The sequence below is a fragment of the Zeaxanthinibacter enoshimensis genome (assembly GCF_004362865.1).
Classification (GTDB): domain Bacteria; phylum Bacteroidota; class Bacteroidia; order Flavobacteriales; family Flavobacteriaceae; genus Zeaxanthinibacter; species Zeaxanthinibacter enoshimensis.
In genome coordinates this window covers 1-19,713 of record NZ_SNYI01000001.1, presented here as the reverse complement: position 1 = coordinate 19,713, position 19,713 = coordinate 1, and the positions used below count along the sequence as shown (strand labels likewise).

Here is a 19,713-nt window from a genome sequence, read left to right as displayed (position 1 = left end):
TTAGTAGCTTAAAACACAACACACAGTGGAGACTTAAAAGGTGTTCACCATTTTTGAATTAATGGTTCCCGGTGTATAGAATTTCTAATAAAATACACTCATATAATAAAAGCACTTCACTCAAGGCTATTGATCTCTTTCGCCGCCCTGTTCCCGGATTCTATTGCTCCCTGTATCCACCCATGGTAGGCAGAAGCGTGTTCACCGGCAAAATAGATTCTACCTTCCTGTTTGATCAGATGCGGCAACAGATCGGTCATTTGATTCCGGGTGCCTATAGAATGCGCTCCTAAGGCCCAGGGGTCTTCTTTCCAGCATTTTGTAAACCCGCCCTCAAAATGATCCATCAGCCCGGGAAAGGCTTTATTCACCTGGCCGGAAGCGAAATCCAGCCGCTCTTTATCAGACCAGCCATCCATTAATTGAGAATCATCATTTTTAGCATATGCCGCGATCAACCCTCTCTTTGAATCCAATTCATAATTCGGATCCCAGATTTCCATGGGGCGGTCCGTAGCTGCAAAGCCATTAAGGTTATCTTTTTTCCAGTAGCGGTCACTTACCTGGATCACGGTCCGGGAGAGGTCCCAGTAGGTCAGCTCATTGATGGCTCTTTGCTTCTCCCTGGACAGGGTCTTCATAAACTCCATTTTTTTTATCACAGGTAGAGGGAAGGTGCAGATAACCCGATCCGCGGTAAATTTTTTATTCTGTTCATTCTTCGATACGTGCACTACCACATCGTTTTCACTTTGCTCAATAGACAGCACCTTAGAACCATATTGAATGTGATCGCTTAACGCTCCGGCCATCCTTGTCGGTAAAAGATCATTACCACCCACAATTTTATATCTTGGAGCACCGAAAGAGAGACTCAGCTCTCGCATCACTTCAAGAATAGACATATCCATTCCCAGCTTCGTCTCCCATCCTATCATCAACAGGTCGGCAATTTCGCTGCTGTAACCCGATTGCTTTAAAAATTCTTTCAGGGAGTAGGCATCATATCCAGAAATCGACTGCGGAGGCCAATCCATAGCTTTAGGATCCCCCAGCTTAGCCACCAGCTCCTGGAATGGAGCTGTGGAGATCCCTGTCCACCCCATATTCAATTCCTCCGAAGTCAGGTTAACGGGGTAATTGTCCAAGCTCGCCGGGGACTGACTGTTATATCGGATTCTTTTCCCCTTCATTAAATGAATATAATCCCCTTCTACCGGGTTGAACAGCTGAAGTTGAAGATCATATTCTTTTATGTACTTCATGGTCCATTCATGATCTTCGGGAATCCTGGCAGCTCCCATATCCGCATATAATCCCTCAGGAAAAGGCTCACGTAACGTTCTTATCCTACCGCCGGCCCTGGACTGTCCTTCCAGGATAATTACTTCGTGTCCGAGTTTTATTAATTCCAGCGCAGCAGACATTCCCGCCATCCCGGCACCAAGGATCAGTACTTTCTGAGGCTTTCCTCTTTTCTTGTTCCAGGTGTCATGAACAGACAGGGCGCTTAAGGGGTGGGTTATGGCAAAACCTGCGGATAGTGCACTTAGCCTTAAAAAATTACGTCTTGATTGGTTAGATTTCATGAGTAAAGTATTGCCTTGTCCCTGCTATGATTCTCTTTTGTAGGGCATTAAATAGTTACGGAAGAAATCGGGGCCCGGGAATTAAACCTGTATTTGCCGGCTATTCCTTCATCTCTACCCGGATCAGCCTTATCGTTTTCGTATCGCTTAAATTTTCTACTGAATGAGGGGCCTCGGGTTTTTTATACATGGTCAGCGGAAAAACCAGCGGTTCCGGGATCTTGCGGGAATCCATGATCACGTTTCCTTCTGCATCCCGATCTATAAAGTGCCCCGCTTCCATGATATACAGCACACTGTTCCACCGGTGATGGTGAACAGGTTCTATCTTTTTCGGCAAAACGGTTACCTCCAGTACCCTTACTTTATCATTTTCCAGTAATATCTTATGATTACCGGGTGCTGAAACCACGGCATCCTGTTCTTTAGGCCAATCCGCCGGATTCCCTGTTCTGTATAACAGTGACTTATCTTCAAGGGTTTGACCTGAAGCTGAAGTGGCCGAAAATGCTGAAATACATATCACAGCAATAACAAATCTGCGTATTGATCTCATCTGGGTTGGTTTTAGTTAAACGTGTACTCTGTTCGGTTACCGAATTACCCAATAGCAAGAGATAACGCTTGTGGAGATCAGGGCACCACTTAATGGTTACTAAATATAGAGTAAATATCCTGAATAAATACCAATAAATCAGTGGATTATAAGGCTGGAGTGTTTTGTGAGTGGTTGTCACCTTTATTTATACTGAAATAAATTGGCAAGAAAATGTATATATAATTAACCGGTATTTTTTAAAGTATAAAGAGGCTTAAAATATTCCGGAGTATAGGAGGGAAAATATGGGGATTACTTGCGGAGTAATTATAACTGTTTATCATACAGTGGTTCTACCGATTCTCTTAAATATGCAGTAATCACTATAGAATTATTTGATTTAACAACCAGATTTTCTAATTCGATCCTCTCCAAGCCCATACTATTGATGACTATAGGGTATTGATAATGATTGCTTATATTGTTAATAAGTTTTGGCAACCGATCGATCTGTATATCTAACCCTGGACCTTCAAAATCAAGGTGGTTACCTCCAAAAAAGTATTATTAAGCAGTTTTGATAACTTCCCTTATCCCAAAAATTATCAGATTTATTTGTGCCATTACTTTTTACCCGCAAATTGCAGTATACCATTTGAAAAAGAACCAGCGACTACTGAAAAATGAGACTCCTTGTCATAAACCTTATAGACAGTATCAAAATTTGAGTGTTCCAATTTCTTTTGAAATAGTTCTATGAAATTGTGGAGTTCTTTTTCCTCACCCCCAACTGAAATAAAAACTGAAATATCACTTTTATTTATTTCGTCCGGTTTTAAGCGCTTAACGAAATTACCATCATCCCAATTAAGAGACGGACTGCTGATTAAATAAAAATTAAATAGTTCAGGTTTATTTATCAGCGTGTAAGCCGTAAATAACCCTGCCAAGGAATGTCCTAACAAACCCGATCTATTATCTACCCGATAGTTTTTGTCAATATATGGAATTACCTGGTCTGAGATTACCTTTAAAAACTCATCTGCTTTTCCAGATAAGACAGATCCTTTTTTCAATCCCATTATTTGGCTAAATCTGTTTTCATATACAGTATCTCTCAGGGGAGTATAATCGGGAATTCTATGTTGCATAAGTCGGTTTCTCGGAATATTACCTTGAATTCCGACAATGATAAATTCTTCCAGGTAATTACCAATTTCCATGTACTGTCTGATGCTATTTAGCATAGGAACACTGTGCATTCCATCCAGCGCATATAATACCGGATATGATTTACTGTCATTATCATAATAGGTCTTAGGTAATGAAACCTGAATATTATAGCGGTTGCCATTAATATTCGACACTAAAATTTTTGACTCTATAAGATCTTCAAAATTGCGATTATCAATTTGGCTATATCCAAGAATTGAAACAAAAAGCATTGATAGAAATGCGGTTAAATTTCTCATACCCTATTGATTATAATTTATACTTTAAAAATAGAATTTTCTTTGAATTTGTTGCCAACGGCTGGATATACCCTCGTTATAATTAGCGGTTATTTCATGTTATACTCAGTTTGGACTTATCTTTACCTGTTCTGAATACAAATCCTTTTGCACCTTAAGTAAGTACTGATGAATTGCTTCCACATCTTCTTCGCTTAAGGTGTTATCAAAACTGGCCATACCCCCTGATGAAAATACTCCCTTTAAAACAATGTCATTAAATATGTGATGGATCGCCGGTGTCATCTTGCTCAGGTCCGGATGCAAGGACCTGTGTTGAGCACCAAAATCCCCATGACAGGTGATGCAATATGTGTCGTATAAATCTCTTCCTTTATTAATGCTTTCAGCGGTCAGGGGTATGGAAGGTGGTTCCGGGATCTCAAGTTGAGCCACTTTCGGTGGAATAGGCGTATTTCCTCCTCCCAATTTGAAAGCTAAGATCCTGCCATAGTTCTGGTATTGGTGCATAACTGCGTCCGGATGATAGCCAAACGTGGGAGCACCTCCGTACCCGGCCATCACCGCTATAAACTGCTCTCCATCCACCATGTATGTCATAGGAGCAGCCCGTATCCCGGTACCGACGAAAATCTCCTTTAAGAATTTACCGGTGCGGGCGTGAAATATTCTCAGAAACCCGGTTGAACTTCCCTGGAAAACTAAGTCTGGCGTTGAAAGTATTCCGCCTCCAGGCATGGATTCCTGTACTTGCCATACCTGCTTTTGCGCTACAGGATCCCAGGCTTTTAAGCTGAAACTTACGATAGTATCTTCAGCCGCCTGGACCTGCTCTGCCACATCTTTGAATGATGTCACTCCATATTGAAGTCCAGTATCAGGAGTATCAGCTTTCCATGTATAACTTTTCTTCGCTGTATAAGTCATGGGCATTGTGATTTCCGGTATGTATACCAAATTGGTCATTGGATTAAACGACATAGGTTCCCAATTGTGGGCTCCGGCCTCGCCCGGGATCACAAGTTTTGGTTCATCCTTATACCAGGCTTTCCCCGTCAGGACAGGTTTGCCTGTTTTCATATCAACATGACTCGCCCAGTTTACCCTGGAAAATTTTTCGGCGGATTTGAGTTCACCTGTAATCCTGTCCAGCACATAAAAGAAGCCGTTTTTTGGTGCTTGCATCAATACTTTCCGAAGCCGCCCCTCAATTTCCAAATCAGCCAGGATGATGTTCATGGTAGCCGTATAATCCCATATTTCACCGGGGGTGGTCTGGTAGTGCCAAACCAATTTACCGGTATCGGGATTGATGGCCAGGATTGATGCCAGGAAAAGATTGTCTCCACCGGATGGACTTCTGAGCCAGATGGGATAGGGTGAAGAGTTCCCCGTTCCAACATAAAGCAGGTTTAGTTCCGGGTCATAAGCTGATTGCCCCCAGGAGGTGCCCCCGCCACCAGCTTCCCAGTCCGAATTAGGATCCCATGTTTTGGCGGCCATTTCCAATTCTTCGTGTTCGTACCCGTTTTTCGGATCTCCCGGGACGGTATAAAATCGCCATTTTTGTTCTCCGGAATTGAGATCATAGGCTGTGACATACCCCCGAACACCGTATTCCCCTCCTGAGTTCCCAATCATCACTATACTACCTGCCACTTGAGGTGCGCCAGTGATGGTATATGATCTGGTTCGATCAGTAAACGTATCTACTCTCCAGAGTTCTCTCCCATCCGTTGCCTCCAGGCATACCATGAATCCATCCAGGGTGGCTACATAGACTTTACCTTTCCAAACAACGACGCCCCTGTTTACCACATCGCAACAGGCCCTGCGACCGTAAGAAGCGTCTACTTTTGGATCATACCGCCAGATTTCATCGCCCGTTTTCGCATTAACCGCATATACAAAGCCCCAGGCACCCGAAGTATACATAATGCCGTCCACGACAAAGGGGGTTGCTTCTAATCCTCTTGATACCCTGCCTACGGTTGAGCGTGCATCGTACTCCCAGGCGAAGCCCAGATGAAAAACGTTTTCTGCATTGATCTGGACGAGGGGTGAGTAATGCTGCTGTTTATAATTACCTCCAAGGGATATCCAATCTTCGGGATCCCTGTTTAAGAGACGTTCCTCATCTATCCATCCTACGGGGTTAGTATTTGTACAGCTGGCAAAGAACAGCGCTAATGGAACTATCAGAAGCAAATGTTTCATAAAACTTATCGATGTATTGAACTGTTTGGTTCAATTCTGCCGGGGTGAGGGAAGTCCCAGGTATCTTGCAGGAAGAACTCGTCCTAACAGCATTATGCGTGGGCATATCAAAATAGAAGCTTTCGCAATATGACGACTGCTTCTTAATTTATAAATATAGAGTAAATTTTCCGATTAACCACCAAGAAATCAGCGTGTTAAAGCCCGGTTTGGTCCTGGGTGAAGAGGAAGGGCATTAGGGGCACTTATAATATTTTATCATACAGGGGTGCTAATGACCCAGTATGCTATAATCACAATAGATATTATTGAATTACAACCAGGATAAATTCGGTGCTTTGTATCTACTGCTGTGGCATCAGTAAATTATATACTACTTCTTACTTAATTCTAGTTCTTCAAATATCAGGTTTGTTATCTCCCAACTATCTACCGGGCTCCATTCAGCGTGATAATTAGTTAATATTATAAGCGTCAGGTTATAGTCCGGATACCTATCTATGCGAGAAAGATAACCGGGAATGAAGCCGGTGTGAAAAACCATGTTCAAGGTGTCATTTTTGACAATGTCCCAACCATATCCATAGTTTTCCTTTACCGGTGTATACATCTGTTTGGTCATCTCCCTGGACAATATGGAAAAACGGGAAAGGGCCCGGTCCCATTTCAACAGGTCCTGAGCAGTAGAATACAGGTGACCTCCCCCTGTAAGAAGTGGAACGTAAAAATGCGGGGCATTACGAACACCTGTACTGTCAATTATATAACCTCTCGCCAGTTTTTGAATAATTACTTCCGGGTCGGCAGCGCCCGTGTCTTTCATGTCCAGGGGTTCAAAAATGATTTCTTCCAGGAATTGGTCAAACGTGGTATTCGTTAAGGATTCAATAATCCCTGCAAGAAGAAGATAGCCGACCCCGCTATAGGAGAAGGAAGTTCCCGGTTCAAATTCAAGTGGCTCTTTGAAAAACCAACTAAGCGTGTTTTTAAGATCTGACTTTTGGAACATCAGGGTTGAATCTTCGAGAAGATCCCAGGTATGAGTAAGTCCTGAAGTATGGGAAAGTAATTGATGAATGGTTAAAGGTTGCCAGTGGGGAGGTAAGCCAGGCATATACTGGCCGGCACTATCAGAAAGGGAAAGCCGACCATCTTCCACTAATTTCAACACGGCCATTGCGGTAAAAGGTTTGGTGATGGACCCGATCTTGAATTTTGTTTCCCCATCATTCAAAATTTTAAATTCCTTATCTGCATATCCGTAGCTTTTACTGAATAGTACTTTACCGCTTTGAGCTATCAGCACATTTCCACTGAAACCGGGAATCCTTTGAAAATATTTATCAATTGATCCAGATAAATGTGTGGTTTCTTGAGATGGCTCAATAGTTTTTTTTTCAGAGGGTTGACACCCGGTAATAGCGAGCAGGGGGAGCAAGAAGCAAAAGAATAAATATCTCATTAGAATGGAATTACAACATGGATTCCAGCAGTTACGTGCACGGCAAGCAGCGGATTTAAACTTCCTGTCCCGCTATCGTTTATTGACAAGAGTTTTAACTCACTTCTTTCCGTAAAATTTTCTCCATCTTACGACCTTTTGCCAATTCATCGATCAGCTTTTCCATCCGTCTGCATTGTTTATATACTTCAAATTCATCCGCTATTTCTTCAATGCGGTACCCACATACCATGCCTTTTATCAAGTGTGCATTGGGATTAACTTCTGCTTTTTCAAAAAAAGTTCCGAAGCTCGCTTTTTCATCGATAAGTGTTTGTAAAGCATTCTGATCAAAACCCGTGAACCATGTAATTACCTGGTCCAGCTCTTCCTTTGTTCTTCCTTTCTTCTCCACTTTGTTCAGGTATAGGGGATAGATGGACGCAAATACCATATTGGCAACCTTTTCATTTTTTTCGGTTGTGACTTTCATAATGATTCATTTAGATGATGCGTATAAGCCTGTGTTTTCAGGCTAACGAGTTAACTTTCAAATTACAATGCCGTCTTACCCAATACCTTGTTTTAGCAAAGCCTGTTTCCTCGTTCTCTGCCCGGTGTATTTTATTTTAAACCAACCTTCAGATCAGAGTGGGGGCCCCACGAACTCCTGCCCGTGTTTTAAAGAGATCTTCGCCATTTCTTCCAGGGTTAACTCGCTATGCTGGGAGCGTTGGTAAAATTCCCGGAACATTTCTTCGATCGTCCGGGCAGGGGAGAACATGTAACGCAGCTTTGCACCGGTATCCCCTATATTTTTAAAAGCGTGTACGGTGCCTTTTGGAATAAAGGCTACATCACCGGGATTACATTCATAGGTTTTTCCTCCTACCTCGGCGATAAATTTTCCCTCCAGAAAGAAGAATGTTTCGTCCTGATGGTGGTGGATATGCCTTCCGGGGCCTACCCCGGGTTCAACGATGTCCTCAAAAATTGCCTGTGATCCGTTGGTCTGCTTTCCTGATAAGAGTATTTTTAAAGTAATGGCATTGGGGAAGATCAGGGTTTCTGCCGTATGGTATACACTATGGATTGGCGCTGTACTTTTCATCTCAAATTGTCCTGGTTTGGTTTGTAACGGTTGGGCTTTGGCACCAGTCGGGCTCTGAGGCACAATGCATTACCTTGCCCCGGTATTAAATATAGAGATTTATTTCGATAACGTGGAGAGGTCGAGTTGCAGGTCAGATCCGGCTTGATCCCGGATCGTTTTACCCGGATCGCGTACATTAAAATGGAAGAGGTTAAAGGTCTGGACCTTTACTTCATTATTATCAAATAAATAATTTTAGCCACTACTTTAGACTATGACCCCTTCCCCCTACCAGAAGGCAAGGTTTTACCCCTAGCCCAGATATTATGGCTGGCGGACCCTACCTGGGAACCTGGTTAAGCGTGTACCAGCTTTCGCGATTCCAGAGTGGCCGGCTCTCCCCATTCTTAAAACGGTCCGATAACCTGAAATAAACCACATGTCCTGCCTTCATTTCCGGTAAGCGGATATTCAGGGTCTGGCGATCATCTCCCAGCACTACGCCGGCGACCTTGAGTGTTTCATGGTCCAGTTTGGGGCCACCGTAGTCTGCGGTGGGTTCATACCTCCACTGCTCGATATGCAGGTCTTCTGTCGTCACATCGGTTCCATTTGCCAATGGCTCGGTTAGTTTAATAAGAAAACCTCCAGGTTGGGCACTGACTGAGAGAATCTCGAAAGTACTTTTTTCATTATATACCAACCGCTGCAAACCATACCAGTACGTCCCGTAATGGTTCCAGTTCCCGGAAGAGCCAACACCGCCTGCCATAAGAGAGCCATCAGGCGCCCATTGCAGCCGGTTCACCCCGGCCTCCATTCCCTGGGTAAAACGGAACAATGCACCTTGTAACTGGCCATTCACCTCTTCTACAAAGATCCTCTTGATGCCCCCGTTGGTCACCTCACCAACCAGCAACTGATCCTTGTAGGGACCGATATCTATCCCGATGGGGGTGCTGGGAGAATTGCCGATCTCGTCCTGGGGCATCCAGACCACGGGTAATTGTTCTGTTTTTTCCAGGCTACCTTCCGGGTCTACAGAGCGGGACCCATAGAAGGCATCTTGTTGCAGGTGTACCACCTTACTGGCTGGCAACCAGTCTCCCTGGTTATCTGAAATGAAGATCTGTTCATCCAAGCCCAGGCCGATCCCGTTGGGGGTTCGCAGCCCGCTGGCCACGAATTCCACGGCCCCGGTCTTAGGGTCGATGCGGATAGCTTTCCCACGGTCGGGGATCTGGGGGTTCGCACTGGCACCCCCGGGTTGGATGGCGGTGGCAAGGGTAGCGTAAAATGCCTTGTCCTTATACACGAGTCCAAACGCGAATTCATGGAAATTACCCGAAACTTTCCATTGGTTACTAACCGTCCTGTATTCATCGATCAGTCCGTCATTGTCATGGTCCCGGAGTTGGGTCAATTCTTGCTTCTGCAATACGTAGATGTCACTGCCTACCACTTTCAATCCCAAAGGTTCGGCAAGGCCAAAGGCGATCTTCTGCACTTTGATGGAAGAAGGGTCCTGGCTTTGCCAATTCTTTATGGCATACACCGCCCCGTCCGGATCCCAGGTGCAGATCACCATGGTGCCGTCTTCCAGGAAATCGATACCACCTACCTTTGGTTTAAAATCATCGGGCCTGGCCTGGCGCAGATCAAAGGACGGGTGCACGCCTTTTAAACTTGGAGTCGGTGTCGATGCCATGGATGCCAGTCGCTCCGGGGTACTTTCATCACTTGGGACAGCATTGTTTTCGTGGGAGATCATTGCTCCATCGAGCAGTGAATAGGCTTCTTTTTCTGTATCGAATACCTGTAAGGAAATCATAGCCCCTCCCTCGCCCTGGCCGTAAACCACCTGGATGGGGTGTCTGCCTTCATTCAGATGTACTTCCCCGTCCTTGATACGACTGCCATGGGGACCACTGTTATCAATAACCTTCTTCCCGTCTACAAAGAGGTAGGAACCATCGTCGCTGATAAGGCGAAACGCATAACTGCCGGCTTTTTCAATATTTAGAAAACCGTCGTAAACAATAGCGAAGTGATCGGAAGCAACTTCAAAATCTGCCTTTTCATTAATATGAATTGCAGGGGCGATCCTGCTGAGGTCGGCTTCTTTTTTCTCCAGGAAACCGAGGATGTCCTGTTCCTCCGGGTTGGAATATATCCTGGCCAGGAAGCCCTTGCCCGTGTTGTCTGCGGAAGGCTTTAAAAATTTAACGGATTCATGGTTCAGGGTGTATTTGGAAACAGCCGTTTCCACAGTGTCATCGATATCTAAGATATATTCTGCGATCTGGTAGGCCTGTTCCTCAGAAAGTTGCTCGTGCGGGGTCATCATTGCTTCTCCCCAGGATCCTTTGCCTCCCTTGATGATCTTATCTGCCAGGAGTAGCTTATTCTCTTCGTTATCATGATACCTTTTGGCTATGGCCAGGTAGGAGGGGCCCACAGTTTTAACGAGTTCATTGTGGCAGGCCCTGCAATCACTTGCCTCGACCAGGCTTTTACCGGCGCCGGCAGCGCTTTTCACATCGATAGCTCCATCGTTTGCTATTGGCGTGGCTTTTGCGGGATCCATTGTGAAGGTCAGGGTGGAGTTGTCCCGGATGGCTATTTGTTTTCCAGGAGCCTGCCGGATAGTTGAAGGAGCGTCTGTCAATCCGGTTTCTTCAACCTGTACAGCATCATGCTCAAAGGCATCGCTGGCTAGATATATTTCATAGTCCGTATCATTGGTGACCTTGAAGCGACGTTCAAGGGCAGTTTTTCCATTCTTTAGTACAAATTCCGGGCTTTCCGTTACCTGTATGCTATCCTGTGCGGGAGTGATGAGCAGGGTATTCAGGTACAGGCGTCCTTTTTTGAACTGGTGCCCGGAATAGCGAATTTTAGGTTGAATGGTTTCCCCGTCATTTTGAAGGATCCACAGGTCCCTGCTATTCTCGTAGAACTGTATCCCTGTGGTAGTAGGCTGTGGCCCGTGCATTTCATCGTACACGGCTCCGGAGAAAAGGACATCTCCATCCCAGGCTTTATAAAGCAAACCATCCTGGGTATTGTAAGCCACCCAAAGGTCCTCGTTCAGTGCTGCTGTAAGGATACGGGGCTGAGTGTCCAGTACGGAGCGAAAAACCCAATGTTCCCTTGGTCTTTCCGGCTGATCTCCCTGCTTACAGCCTATGGCCAGTGCCAGTAGTGTGGTAACATATATGAGGCCTGTGATCTTCGATTTCAATGTCATGGTTGGTAGTAAATGGTTTGAAGTATATGAATTACAAACATCGTAAAATCCGGCATAAATCCCCGATGCTTTTTAAGGGAAGAATCATTGTAGAATTTAGAAAGTGAATAATCCCAATATTACGGTATTCCCAAACAACGGGCTTTCAAAAAACGCTAACCGTTTAATTAGCTTAGCGATAGATTGGATTAATGAAAGCAGGGGGGAGGCTGTGGCTCAGAGCCGATCTGAGTTACTAAGCCTTGCAGACATCTATCTTCATTTTCTTAGTTCATCCCTAAGGTTTTGGGAACCATCATAGATCAGAGAACTTTCTTCTTTACATAATATCCGGCGATCCTGTGAATGACCGCAGAGATCAGCACCAGGAAGGCCACGGTACTCCATAACAGCTCTTCCTGTTCAAAATCGGTTTCATGCAGGGCAAAGGCAAGGTAAAAGAAAGATCCAACTCCTTTGATTCCCAGGAACGCCACGGACCAACGATGCTTCCAGGGCATAATAGTTTTAAATGTGGCCATGATCCCAAACAAGGGGCGGATCACGAAAATAAAGAGCAGGCACAAGCCTATGATCGGGAAGGTCAGTACATCAAACCAATTGGTGGCGATATAGCCCCCCAACAGTAACAGGATGATGGTGATCAGGAATTGTTCTACCTGTTCCACCACATCGTGCATCTCTTTCTGCATAGAATGTTGTTTTTCGTAATGGCGGAAGGTAAGGGCAGCGACAAATACGGCGATGAAACCATATACATGCACAGCCTCGGATATACCATAGATAAAGAAAGTTGCGGCCACAGCAAGGAAGCCTATGCGTTGAGGTTTAAAGTTGATCTTTTTCGGCAAAGTCAGGAAAAGCCAGGCGAGCAGTCGGCCGCTACCATAACCGACAAGGACTCCGCCTGCGATGCGGTACAAGAGGTCTTTTAGCAGCCAGGTGCCAACCCATTCTGTCATATTAAAACCATACATGGCTACCCATATGGCGAGCCAGGTAAAGGGGAATGCCATTCCGTCGTTGATTCCGGCTTCAGCGGTAAGGTTAAATTGCACCGGGTGTTCCTCATCCTCATCTTCTTCGATTTTTACCTGGACATCACTGGCGAGCACCGGATCGGTGGGAGCAAAAACGGCTCCCAGCAGTAAGGCAGATGCCGGAACCAATCCAAACCACCAGCCCAACGCGGCGGTAGTAACAATGCAGCCTGTCATGGTAATTAGCACCAATAAAAGAGGTACCCGGTAGGCCTTTAGAGAAAAATCACGGTTGATCTTTAACCCTGCCCCCATCAGGCTTATGATCACGGCTATTTCCGATAGTTTCAGTATTTCATTTTCGAACTTCACCGGGTTGGGATCGGGAAGGCTGATCGGGAGTGAAAACAGTACCATTCCCAAACCTATGGCAATGATGGGTACATTGAGAAGTTGAATTTTTTCCAGGCTCTTCAGCCATGGTAAACACAGTCCAAAAAAACCAATAACGATGTAGATCCAGAGGTGGGTATCCATTAGCTTCGTGTATTTGCTAAAGGTTTTACCGGAAGAATATAGTGATGCATGAACGTTGGAATAAATATGAATCCCTAATTTACCAAACTTCCTTAAGCTTCAGGAGTTTATTGAAGTAAGGATGTGCTGTATCCTGGTATTTTACAGGATTACCTCCTGTATTTTTGATAGGAAAACAGGAAATTTTCGGAATACGGATAGCAGCGCTGAAGTATAGCCAGTGTTGTAGTACGTTAATTCTTCCCATTGATCAACATGAGATCGTAAGCACTTTTACTGAAGGGTTTAGTACGATTACAACTGGTAGTTTCGAATTGGCCATCATCATTTAAAAAGCCATAAAAAAGATAGGTTTCACCAAGTGTATAGTAATATGAGCACATAGCACCGCCACTTTCTGTGGTAAATATTTTAACTGTTTCTGATTGGACCTGGCCCTTGTAAACTTTTAAAACTTGAGCTTCTAAAATAACCTGGCCCATATATGGAAGTTCCGCTATGAGTGAATCTTTAACAATGTATCTGCGATTAGATTGACTATTGATTCTACCTTTAAGAAGTTTTGTGATCTTGATTTCCATGATGTAATTCACCCTATTCCATTCAGCTTCGAAAGCTTCTTTTTTGTTTTGATGATTTGGGGTACAAATGCAAGCAAATGCCTGAGAAGAAGTAAATAGGAGGAATAATATTATGGTGACTTTAAACTTCATTTATTAATATACGGTCAGGGCTATACGCCTTAGCGAATTTGGACAGTTGTTTGGAGCTGGCATTGTGCAAGCCCTGGCGATCAGACAGTGCGTTATCTTCTGAAGATCACTATTTCCTGATCATTCCCAACCGACTGTCCCAATGAACTAACCCGGTTATTGATTAAATATAGAGTAAATATTCTTGAGTGCAGGAGGGGAGCTATGTTGTATAGCCGGTTTTAACACCTGTTATTTACAGGTCATGCGTTGTCACAAAACTTCGATATTTACCTTCAGCTCCATAGTAATAAATACCAACTGTTATTTCCGAAGACTTTGGTATTCTCACCTGGTTATTATTGTATAGTTCAAAACCTTCCCTGAAACATTGAATTACGATTCCATTGAGTGTCTCGTTTTGGAATCCTTTTATGCTGGTAACTTTTTGCACTACTAGTTTTTTATTTACCTTAATTTTAAATATTCCAAAAGCACCTTCTTCAAGGTCAAATCCTTTACCATTGTCAAGACAATCGTTCAAAAAGGTGTATTTCAATCTAAAGTCGTTTTTAATGTTTATTTCATTTTCTTTAATGAAGCGAAGTACATTAATTTTTCTTTGATTACTCAGTTCGAATTTTTTGGTGAGCCCTGGGTATCTCTCTTCGTTCATTTTTCTGTCCAGTTGAATGGCACCAGAGCATGAACCAAAAACAAGTTCTTTTTCATCATTCCTGAATGCGAAAATCAACCAATTTGACTTTTCTGGTGTATAAAACGCACAAGATGAATTTAAGATACTTTTGATTTTCAGTTTCGAAACTACAGAACCCTTAAAAACCTCACTGATTTTTATTTCAATATCGTGATAATCATTTCCCGCAGGAGTAATTTTTTTGATTTCGGCTGTGGCTACAAAATCTGCCCTTTCAAATCTGTCAAGAAGTCCTGTTATTGTACAATCACAAGCAAAAACACTTTTGCAAAACAGGATGAAGAATGCAAGGATCAGGTTTTTCATAATTGGTGCCAGTGTTCTAGTATACGGATTGGTTGCGAATAATTTATACTGATTTTTGTTTTGGTAAGAAGATAGGCCTTTCAAAACTACCTTAGACTATTTGAGCGATGAGCCATATGCGTAGTTGGTAACAGTTACTCTGCCTATTCTTTGTTCAACAATTCATCCAGTTTTTCTCTTGAATCTTCATTACCTAATTCCACTGCTTTTCTGTAACTTTTAATGGCTTCATGGTTCATATTATATTTTAAGAAAGCTTCACCTAATGAATCCCATAAATTACCATCTTTGGGGAATAGCTCAACATTAAGTTTAAATAATTCTAATGCCCAATCTGGTTTGTCTTCTTTTTTCAATCTGCTAAATCCTAATCGATTCAGAATGGCATGGTCATTAAAATCAATTCCAAGTTCTTTCTTTAAAAATTCAGGCAACATTTCTGCTTTGGATGAAGAGTTATTTTGCATAAAATCATGACTTAACTCATAAATATTCTTCGGAATTGGTGTTGTGGTATAATTCGAATCAAAAACCATTTTACCAATTTCTCTAGCAACATATTCTGATTTCGGTCCTAAAAACACATTTGTAAGATAGATGACAACTACATCATCATCCACATACCTTACAAAATCTGAAAAGTACAGTCCATTGCTTCCATTATGAGACACGATTTTGGTACCTCTTTCACTTTCAGAAATAGCCCAACCATATCCATAATAGGATGTAAGTGCAGTGTTTTCCGCTACATGCCGTGTTTCCTGAGTTGCCCTTGTTGCAGGTTTTAAAACAATATTGTTTGTCAAAGCAACATGCCATTTATATAAATCCTCAACGGTAGAGTGAATATCTCCTTTACCTATACTATACCAATGTTTGTCATTGTAAGGAAGATGCTGTTGTGTTGTCCCCCAATCTACCCATTGCTCATCATTTCTGTTATAGTAGTAGCCATGGGCTAATCTTTCTGAGCTGAAATTGACACTCTTGTATCCTGTACTATTCATTAGAGAAGGCACAAACAAATAATCATTTAGAAAGGAATTATAGGTTTGTCCTGAAACTGTTTCTATTATTGCAGTGAGCATAATATAGTTGGCATTTGCATATAGATGTTTTGTTCCAGGTTTTGATTGTAATTCTGATTCAAAAAATTCTTTTAGAAACTGTTCTTTACTAGCCTCATCATACCTAAAACCACCAGTTCTATTGGAAATTCCTGATGTATGTGTTAATAATTGGTGAATAGTTATATCTCTCTTGTCAATAGGTGCCTGACTAAAATATGAACTTATTCTATCTGATGTTTTAATTTTTCCTTGATCCACAAGTTTTAGAATAGCAGATGCAGTAAACTGTTTTGTTACAGATCCAATATTAAAAGCCGTTGAAGGCGAGTTTGGTATTTTATTTTTCCTGTCGGCCCATCCATATCCTTTAGATAAAATAATTTCACCTCTCTTCGAAACTAAAACAACTCCAGAAAAGCCATTCGATTCGCTAGCCTCCAAATAAGAGTCAATTTTATCGACAAGCTGATTGGTATTTTGGGAATAAGAGTTTAATGAATTGAGAAAAATGAAAGTAAATGTAAATAAAGCTTTGATTGATAAATTCACTGTAAATGCAGTTGTGATTGATGATTAATAGGTCTACTTTTTTCTTGTATGTTACATTCTTTTTCAAAATGTTGCCAACGTGTAAGGATATGCCTGCCTGCCGGCATGCAGGCGCAGTAGCGGATCTGGTGCACTGCGCCTAACCAGGTTCAGGATTTAAATATAGAGGAAAAATACGATAGGAGGGAGAGGGTTAGTTATTGGGTATACCCCTTGTTGGCGGTAGTTATTTTTTTAAATCAGTTAAGACCCAGTTTAAGATTTTGTTCTGTTTCATAGTTGACTCAAATTGAGTTGTAGAACAGAGTTGTTGAATATTTATAAGGTTCCCCGTAGCAGTTATCTCGGAAATAAAACATTTTTTAACTACAGCGGTGGCTTGCCAGAAATCGCTCAGATTTATGACATATCCATTATATGGGTTATTAAAGCCATTATCTTCCATTTGAAGGTCCGAACGATCAAATTGAGTTACAAACCCCGCTTGTGAAATAGTACTGGCGTGGACATATATTCTATCATTATGTATCGGTAGTTCTCCTTCATTTCCGCCACCTATAGTTCGATAGCGACCATTTCTGGATTTAAGGAAGAAGAGTGATGTATCACCCAACTCGTATTCTTTCCAACGCTGGCCACAATTCCATTCTTTGAATCTGACAATGGTAATTGTCAATGAATCGTGATTAATACTGTTGTATACATTTAATTCGATCACGGATTCATCCATGCAAACAACTTCACCATAAAGAATTATGTCGGCTCTAAGAATTAATTTATTCAGAGTAGGGGGAATGTAATCAGCTTTGATAATGCCGGTCATGAGAAGCATTAGTAAGAAGATCAATTCTTTCATAATTGGTGCCATCGTGTACGGGTATGCCTGCCGGCAGGCAGGTACACATCAAACTGATAATCCACGAGGATTTTCAGATATAGGCGAGAACCTGTCTGCCGAGAGGCAGGCAAACAATTACTTATAGCCATGGTTGTGCTTTCGTCATTTATTCTTTAAGAATTCTTCTATTCTCTTATTAAGGGTATATGCTCTTCTTTTACTAGATCGAAGTGGCCTTTCAATAGAATAAGTGTAAGTTAGTTCTTGGTTAATTAAGCTATGAAATTCATCGGTTTTTAATTTTTTTAAAATTCTTGGAATTTCAATTGTATTAATGCTATCCGGATATTTTGAGTTATACACTTTAGTTCCATTCACATAGGTGGCATAATCACTTCTTATATTACTCAAATATTCCTCTAAAAAATCCTTGCCAGCATAATATTCCACTATTAATTCTCGTATGCTGTCATTGGATATAGAACTTAAATTTCCTGTACTGACCAATTCACTGTAGGTACGAGAAGAACCTGTAAAGGATGCTCTACTATTTATTCCACCAAAACCAACACTATTTATAAATTGAATTGTATCCATTGGGCTATAATTTCCCATCACATAGTTTCTGGCCAGTTTTAAGCTCTTAATTTTTTTTTGCCTGTTATTAAACCAGCCTCTTTCGAGCGACAGAGAATCATTGATAATTTCCTTATTTAGGTTTGCCAAATATTTATTTTCCTTTTCTGTGTCTTTTCTTTTTTCGTTCCAATTATTGATTTGAAGTGCAATCAAAATTCCAATAACTACAAGAACAATTTCTCCAACAGCATAGAGTAAATACTTACTGAACTTATTTTCAGAAAGAAGTTTTTGCCTAATTTTTCTAAAGAATTTTATCATGGGTTATTGGTTGGTTATAATGAAGCACAACGTTCAGGGCTATGCCTGCCTGCTGGCAGGCACGCGCCGTAGCCATTTCAGACAGTTGTTTGGAGCTGACCCCTGGCTGGCTATCCCAGGAGATCAGACTGTGAGTTATCTTCCCAAGATCACCATTCCATGGTTTTTCCAAGCAACTGGCTTTCGCAAAGCGATGACCAGATTAATTAGGTATTAAATATAGAGTAAATATTCTTGAGTGCAGGAGGGAAGCTATGGCTCATAGCCGGTGTTAGCCTTTCGTTCTTTTTATGTAGCTATTTCTAGTACCATTCATTCTTTGCGTATAAATGATTGTTCCAGTCTTTGTTTTCTTAAACTCCCAAAAACTTGCTGATTGATATAAAATGAATATATTATTTTTATGCCAGTATAAGGGTACGTTAAACTCCTCATCATAGTTTACATCCTTATATTCATATCTCCACTGGAGCTGGTTGTTGTCAACTATGAATTTAAACGAATCACTAAAATGTTTTTCACCTTGTTCAATCTGATAATCTCCAGCAAATTCCGATAATCTTTCTAAATCTGGATATGTGTAATTGACATGCTGTGGGATCGGGATATCGGTATTGGTTAGCTTTGCAATTTCTTTGTAGGCATTTATGGCAAGTATTTTAAATCTAATAACTCGAGTAACAAATTCATGATTATCATTGAAATAATGCCTTACCTCATTTTTGTAGCTATTACTTTGAAAATAGGTAATCATATCCTCAGTCAGTTCCCAATCCCAAAATTTACTAGATCCACTCTTAGTTTTTAGATTATCCCTATTGCCGTATGTATTGGTCTGAACCCGTTGGTTAAGAGTAACCAATTCATTATTTTTTTCTATATAAATATCATTTAATAGTGTCATCACCTCCGTATATTCATCAGGTATGTAATCTATGTTGTTAACCAACCCATCAAATCCTTTTGTTTTTAATCTAAAATTTTCAAATTCAAAAATTAATGTGAAGCTACGTCTGTTTTCGGTATGTTTTTCTTGTGTAAGATTGACTTTATTTAATGTAATATTTCTGAGAATGGAATCTTCCTCAATAAATTTATCTATAATATAATTCGCCTTGGTAATATCACTGCTAAGATTATTTTGAATTTCAATAAGAAAATTAGCTAAGCGTTTTTGGGATTTTCGCTCCTCATTTAAATTGTTTATTTGCAGCGCAATTAATATCCCAATAACCACAAGTACAATTTCTCCAACAGCATACACCAGATATTTGCTGAATTTATTTTCTGTCAATAATTGTTGCCTTATTTTTCTAAAAAATTTAATCATTGGTTCATTATTTGGTCATAATGAAGGCTAACGGTCTCGTATAACCGTCAGTTGCGGTTTTTAAATAGTAAGATTTTCAACTGGCACTATCTCCTTATAGGAACGAATTATCCGCCGTTCCGAGCGAAGCGAACAGCGCAGCAAATTGCGGTTATACATTGTTGTAACACGTTTTTATTTTATTTCACAATAC

Annotated in this window: 16 protein-coding genes; all 16 read right to left on the bottom strand. The window is 41.6% G+C overall.

The genetic code is table 11. The features are described 5' to 3' along the window. Window positions 1-116: 116 nt before the first annotated feature. Window positions 117-1,589, bottom strand: coding sequence for a flavin monoamine oxidase family protein (locus CLV82_RS00080; protein WP_133642275.1), 1,473 nt, complete (start codon window positions 1,587-1,589; stop codon window positions 117-119). 100 nt (window positions 1,590-1,689) lie between these two features. Continuing rightward, a complete protein-coding gene (locus tag CLV82_RS00075) occupies window positions 1,690-2,145 on the bottom strand; it encodes a hypothetical protein (RefSeq protein WP_133642274.1) in 456 nt (151 codons plus the stop codon). 605 nt (window positions 2,146-2,750) lie between these two features. Next, complete coding sequence (locus CLV82_RS00070; RefSeq protein ID WP_133642273.1) at window positions 2,751-3,599, bottom strand: alpha/beta hydrolase; 849 nt, start codon at window positions 3,597-3,599, stop codon at window positions 2,751-2,753. A 105-nt stretch (window positions 3,600-3,704) separates the two neighbouring features. Beyond that, window positions 3,705-5,816 carry a PQQ-dependent dehydrogenase, methanol/ethanol family gene (locus CLV82_RS00065; protein ID WP_133642272.1) on the bottom strand — a complete coding sequence of 704 codons (2,112 nt, stop codon included), beginning with the start codon at window positions 5,814-5,816 and terminating at the stop codon, window positions 3,705-3,707. Between the two features lie 373 nt (window positions 5,817-6,189). Beyond that, on the bottom strand, window positions 6,190-7,278 hold the full coding sequence (locus CLV82_RS00060) for a serine hydrolase domain-containing protein (protein ID WP_133642271.1): 1,089 nt from the start codon (window positions 7,276-7,278) through the stop codon (window positions 6,190-6,192). 94 nt (window positions 7,279-7,372) lie between these two features. Next, on the bottom strand, window positions 7,373-7,750 hold the full coding sequence (locus CLV82_RS00055; RefSeq protein ID WP_133642270.1) for a DUF2200 domain-containing protein: 378 nt from the start codon (window positions 7,748-7,750) through the stop codon (window positions 7,373-7,375). Window positions 7,751-7,903: 153 nt separating this feature from the next. After that, complete coding sequence (locus CLV82_RS00050; RefSeq protein WP_133642269.1) at window positions 7,904-8,368, bottom strand: cupin domain-containing protein; 465 nt, start codon at window positions 8,366-8,368, stop codon at window positions 7,904-7,906. A 322-nt stretch (window positions 8,369-8,690) separates the two neighbouring features. After that, the gene (locus tag CLV82_RS00045) at window positions 8,691-11,600 is read right to left on the bottom strand and encodes a PA14 domain-containing protein (protein ID WP_133642268.1); all 2,910 of its coding nucleotides are present in this window, start codon (window positions 11,598-11,600) and stop codon (window positions 8,691-8,693) included. Window positions 11,601-11,902: 302 nt separating this feature from the next. Continuing rightward, window positions 11,903-13,117, bottom strand: a complete 1,215-nt coding sequence (locus tag CLV82_RS00040) for a cation:proton antiporter (protein WP_133642267.1) — start codon at window positions 13,115-13,117, stop codon at window positions 11,903-11,905. A gap of 233 nt (window positions 13,118-13,350) precedes the next feature. Further along, the gene (locus CLV82_RS00035; RefSeq protein WP_133642266.1) at window positions 13,351-13,830 is read right to left on the bottom strand and encodes a hypothetical protein; all 480 of its coding nucleotides are present in this window, start codon (window positions 13,828-13,830) and stop codon (window positions 13,351-13,353) included. Window positions 13,831-14,065: 235 nt separating this feature from the next. Continuing rightward, window positions 14,066-14,833, bottom strand: coding sequence for a hypothetical protein (locus CLV82_RS00030; protein ID WP_133642265.1), 768 nt, complete (start codon window positions 14,831-14,833; stop codon window positions 14,066-14,068). A 143-nt stretch (window positions 14,834-14,976) separates the two neighbouring features. Continuing rightward, window positions 14,977-16,452: a serine hydrolase domain-containing protein gene (locus CLV82_RS00025; RefSeq protein ID WP_133642264.1), complete on the bottom strand. Its 1,476-nt coding sequence runs from the start codon at window positions 16,450-16,452 to the stop codon at window positions 14,977-14,979. A 226-nt stretch (window positions 16,453-16,678) separates the two neighbouring features. Then, entirely contained in the window at window positions 16,679-17,320 is a 642-nt protein-coding gene (locus CLV82_RS00020; RefSeq protein WP_133642263.1) for a hypothetical protein, read from the bottom strand. Window positions 17,321-17,452: 132 nt separating this feature from the next. Continuing rightward, window positions 17,453-18,190 (bottom strand): DUF6090 family protein, encoded by a 738-nt coding sequence (locus tag CLV82_RS00015; protein WP_133642262.1) that lies wholly within the window; start codon window positions 18,188-18,190, stop codon window positions 17,453-17,455. Then, the gene (locus tag CLV82_RS00010) at window positions 18,174-18,362 is read right to left on the bottom strand and encodes a hypothetical protein (RefSeq protein WP_133642261.1); all 189 of its coding nucleotides are present in this window, start codon (window positions 18,360-18,362) and stop codon (window positions 18,174-18,176) included. Before CLV82_RS00010 ends, CLV82_RS00015 begins: the two co-directional genes overlap by 17 nt. A 99-nt stretch (window positions 18,363-18,461) precedes the next feature. Next, window positions 18,462-19,520 (bottom strand): DUF6090 family protein, encoded by a 1,059-nt coding sequence (locus tag CLV82_RS00005; protein WP_133642260.1) that lies wholly within the window; start codon window positions 19,518-19,520, stop codon window positions 18,462-18,464. Between the last annotated feature and the right edge of the window lie 193 nt (window positions 19,521-19,713).

Coding starts and splice junctions, on each gene's coding strand:
- CLV82_RS00035 (WP_133642266.1), bottom strand. CDS start 13,830: ATGAAGTTTAAAGTCACCATAATATTATTCCTCCTATTTACTTCTTCT.
- CLV82_RS00020 (WP_133642263.1), bottom strand. CDS start 17,320: ATGGCACCAATTATGAAAGAATTGATCTTCTTACTAATGCTTCTCATG.
- CLV82_RS00005 (WP_133642260.1), bottom strand. CDS start 19,520: ATGATTAAATTTTTTAGAAAAATAAGGCAACAATTATTGACAGAAAAT.
- CLV82_RS00040 (WP_133642267.1), bottom strand. CDS start 13,117: ATGGATACCCACCTCTGGATCTACATCGTTATTGGTTTTTTTGGACTG.
- CLV82_RS00045 (WP_133642268.1), bottom strand. CDS start 11,600: ATGACATTGAAATCGAAGATCACAGGCCTCATATATGTTACCACACTA.
- CLV82_RS00060 (WP_133642271.1), bottom strand. CDS start 7,278: ATGAGATATTTATTCTTTTGCTTCTTGCTCCCCCTGCTCGCTATTACC.
- CLV82_RS00050 (WP_133642269.1), bottom strand. CDS start 8,368: ATGAAAAGTACAGCGCCAATCCATAGTGTATACCATACGGCAGAAACC.
- CLV82_RS00065 (WP_133642272.1), bottom strand. CDS start 5,816: ATGAAACATTTGCTTCTGATAGTTCCATTAGCGCTGTTCTTTGCCAGC.
- CLV82_RS00080 (WP_133642275.1), bottom strand. CDS start 1,589: ATGAAATCTAACCAATCAAGACGTAATTTTTTAAGGCTAAGTGCACTA.
- CLV82_RS00030 (WP_133642265.1), bottom strand. CDS start 14,833: ATGAAAAACCTGATCCTTGCATTCTTCATCCTGTTTTGCAAAAGTGTT.
- CLV82_RS00075 (WP_133642274.1), bottom strand. CDS start 2,145: ATGAGATCAATACGCAGATTTGTTATTGCTGTGATATGTATTTCAGCA.
- CLV82_RS00055 (WP_133642270.1), bottom strand. CDS start 7,750: ATGAAAGTCACAACCGAAAAAAATGAAAAGGTTGCCAATATGGTATTT.
- CLV82_RS00070 (WP_133642273.1), bottom strand. CDS start 3,599: ATGAGAAATTTAACCGCATTTCTATCAATGCTTTTTGTTTCAATTCTT.
- CLV82_RS00015 (WP_133642262.1), bottom strand. CDS start 18,190: ATGATAAAATTCTTTAGAAAAATTAGGCAAAAACTTCTTTCTGAAAAT.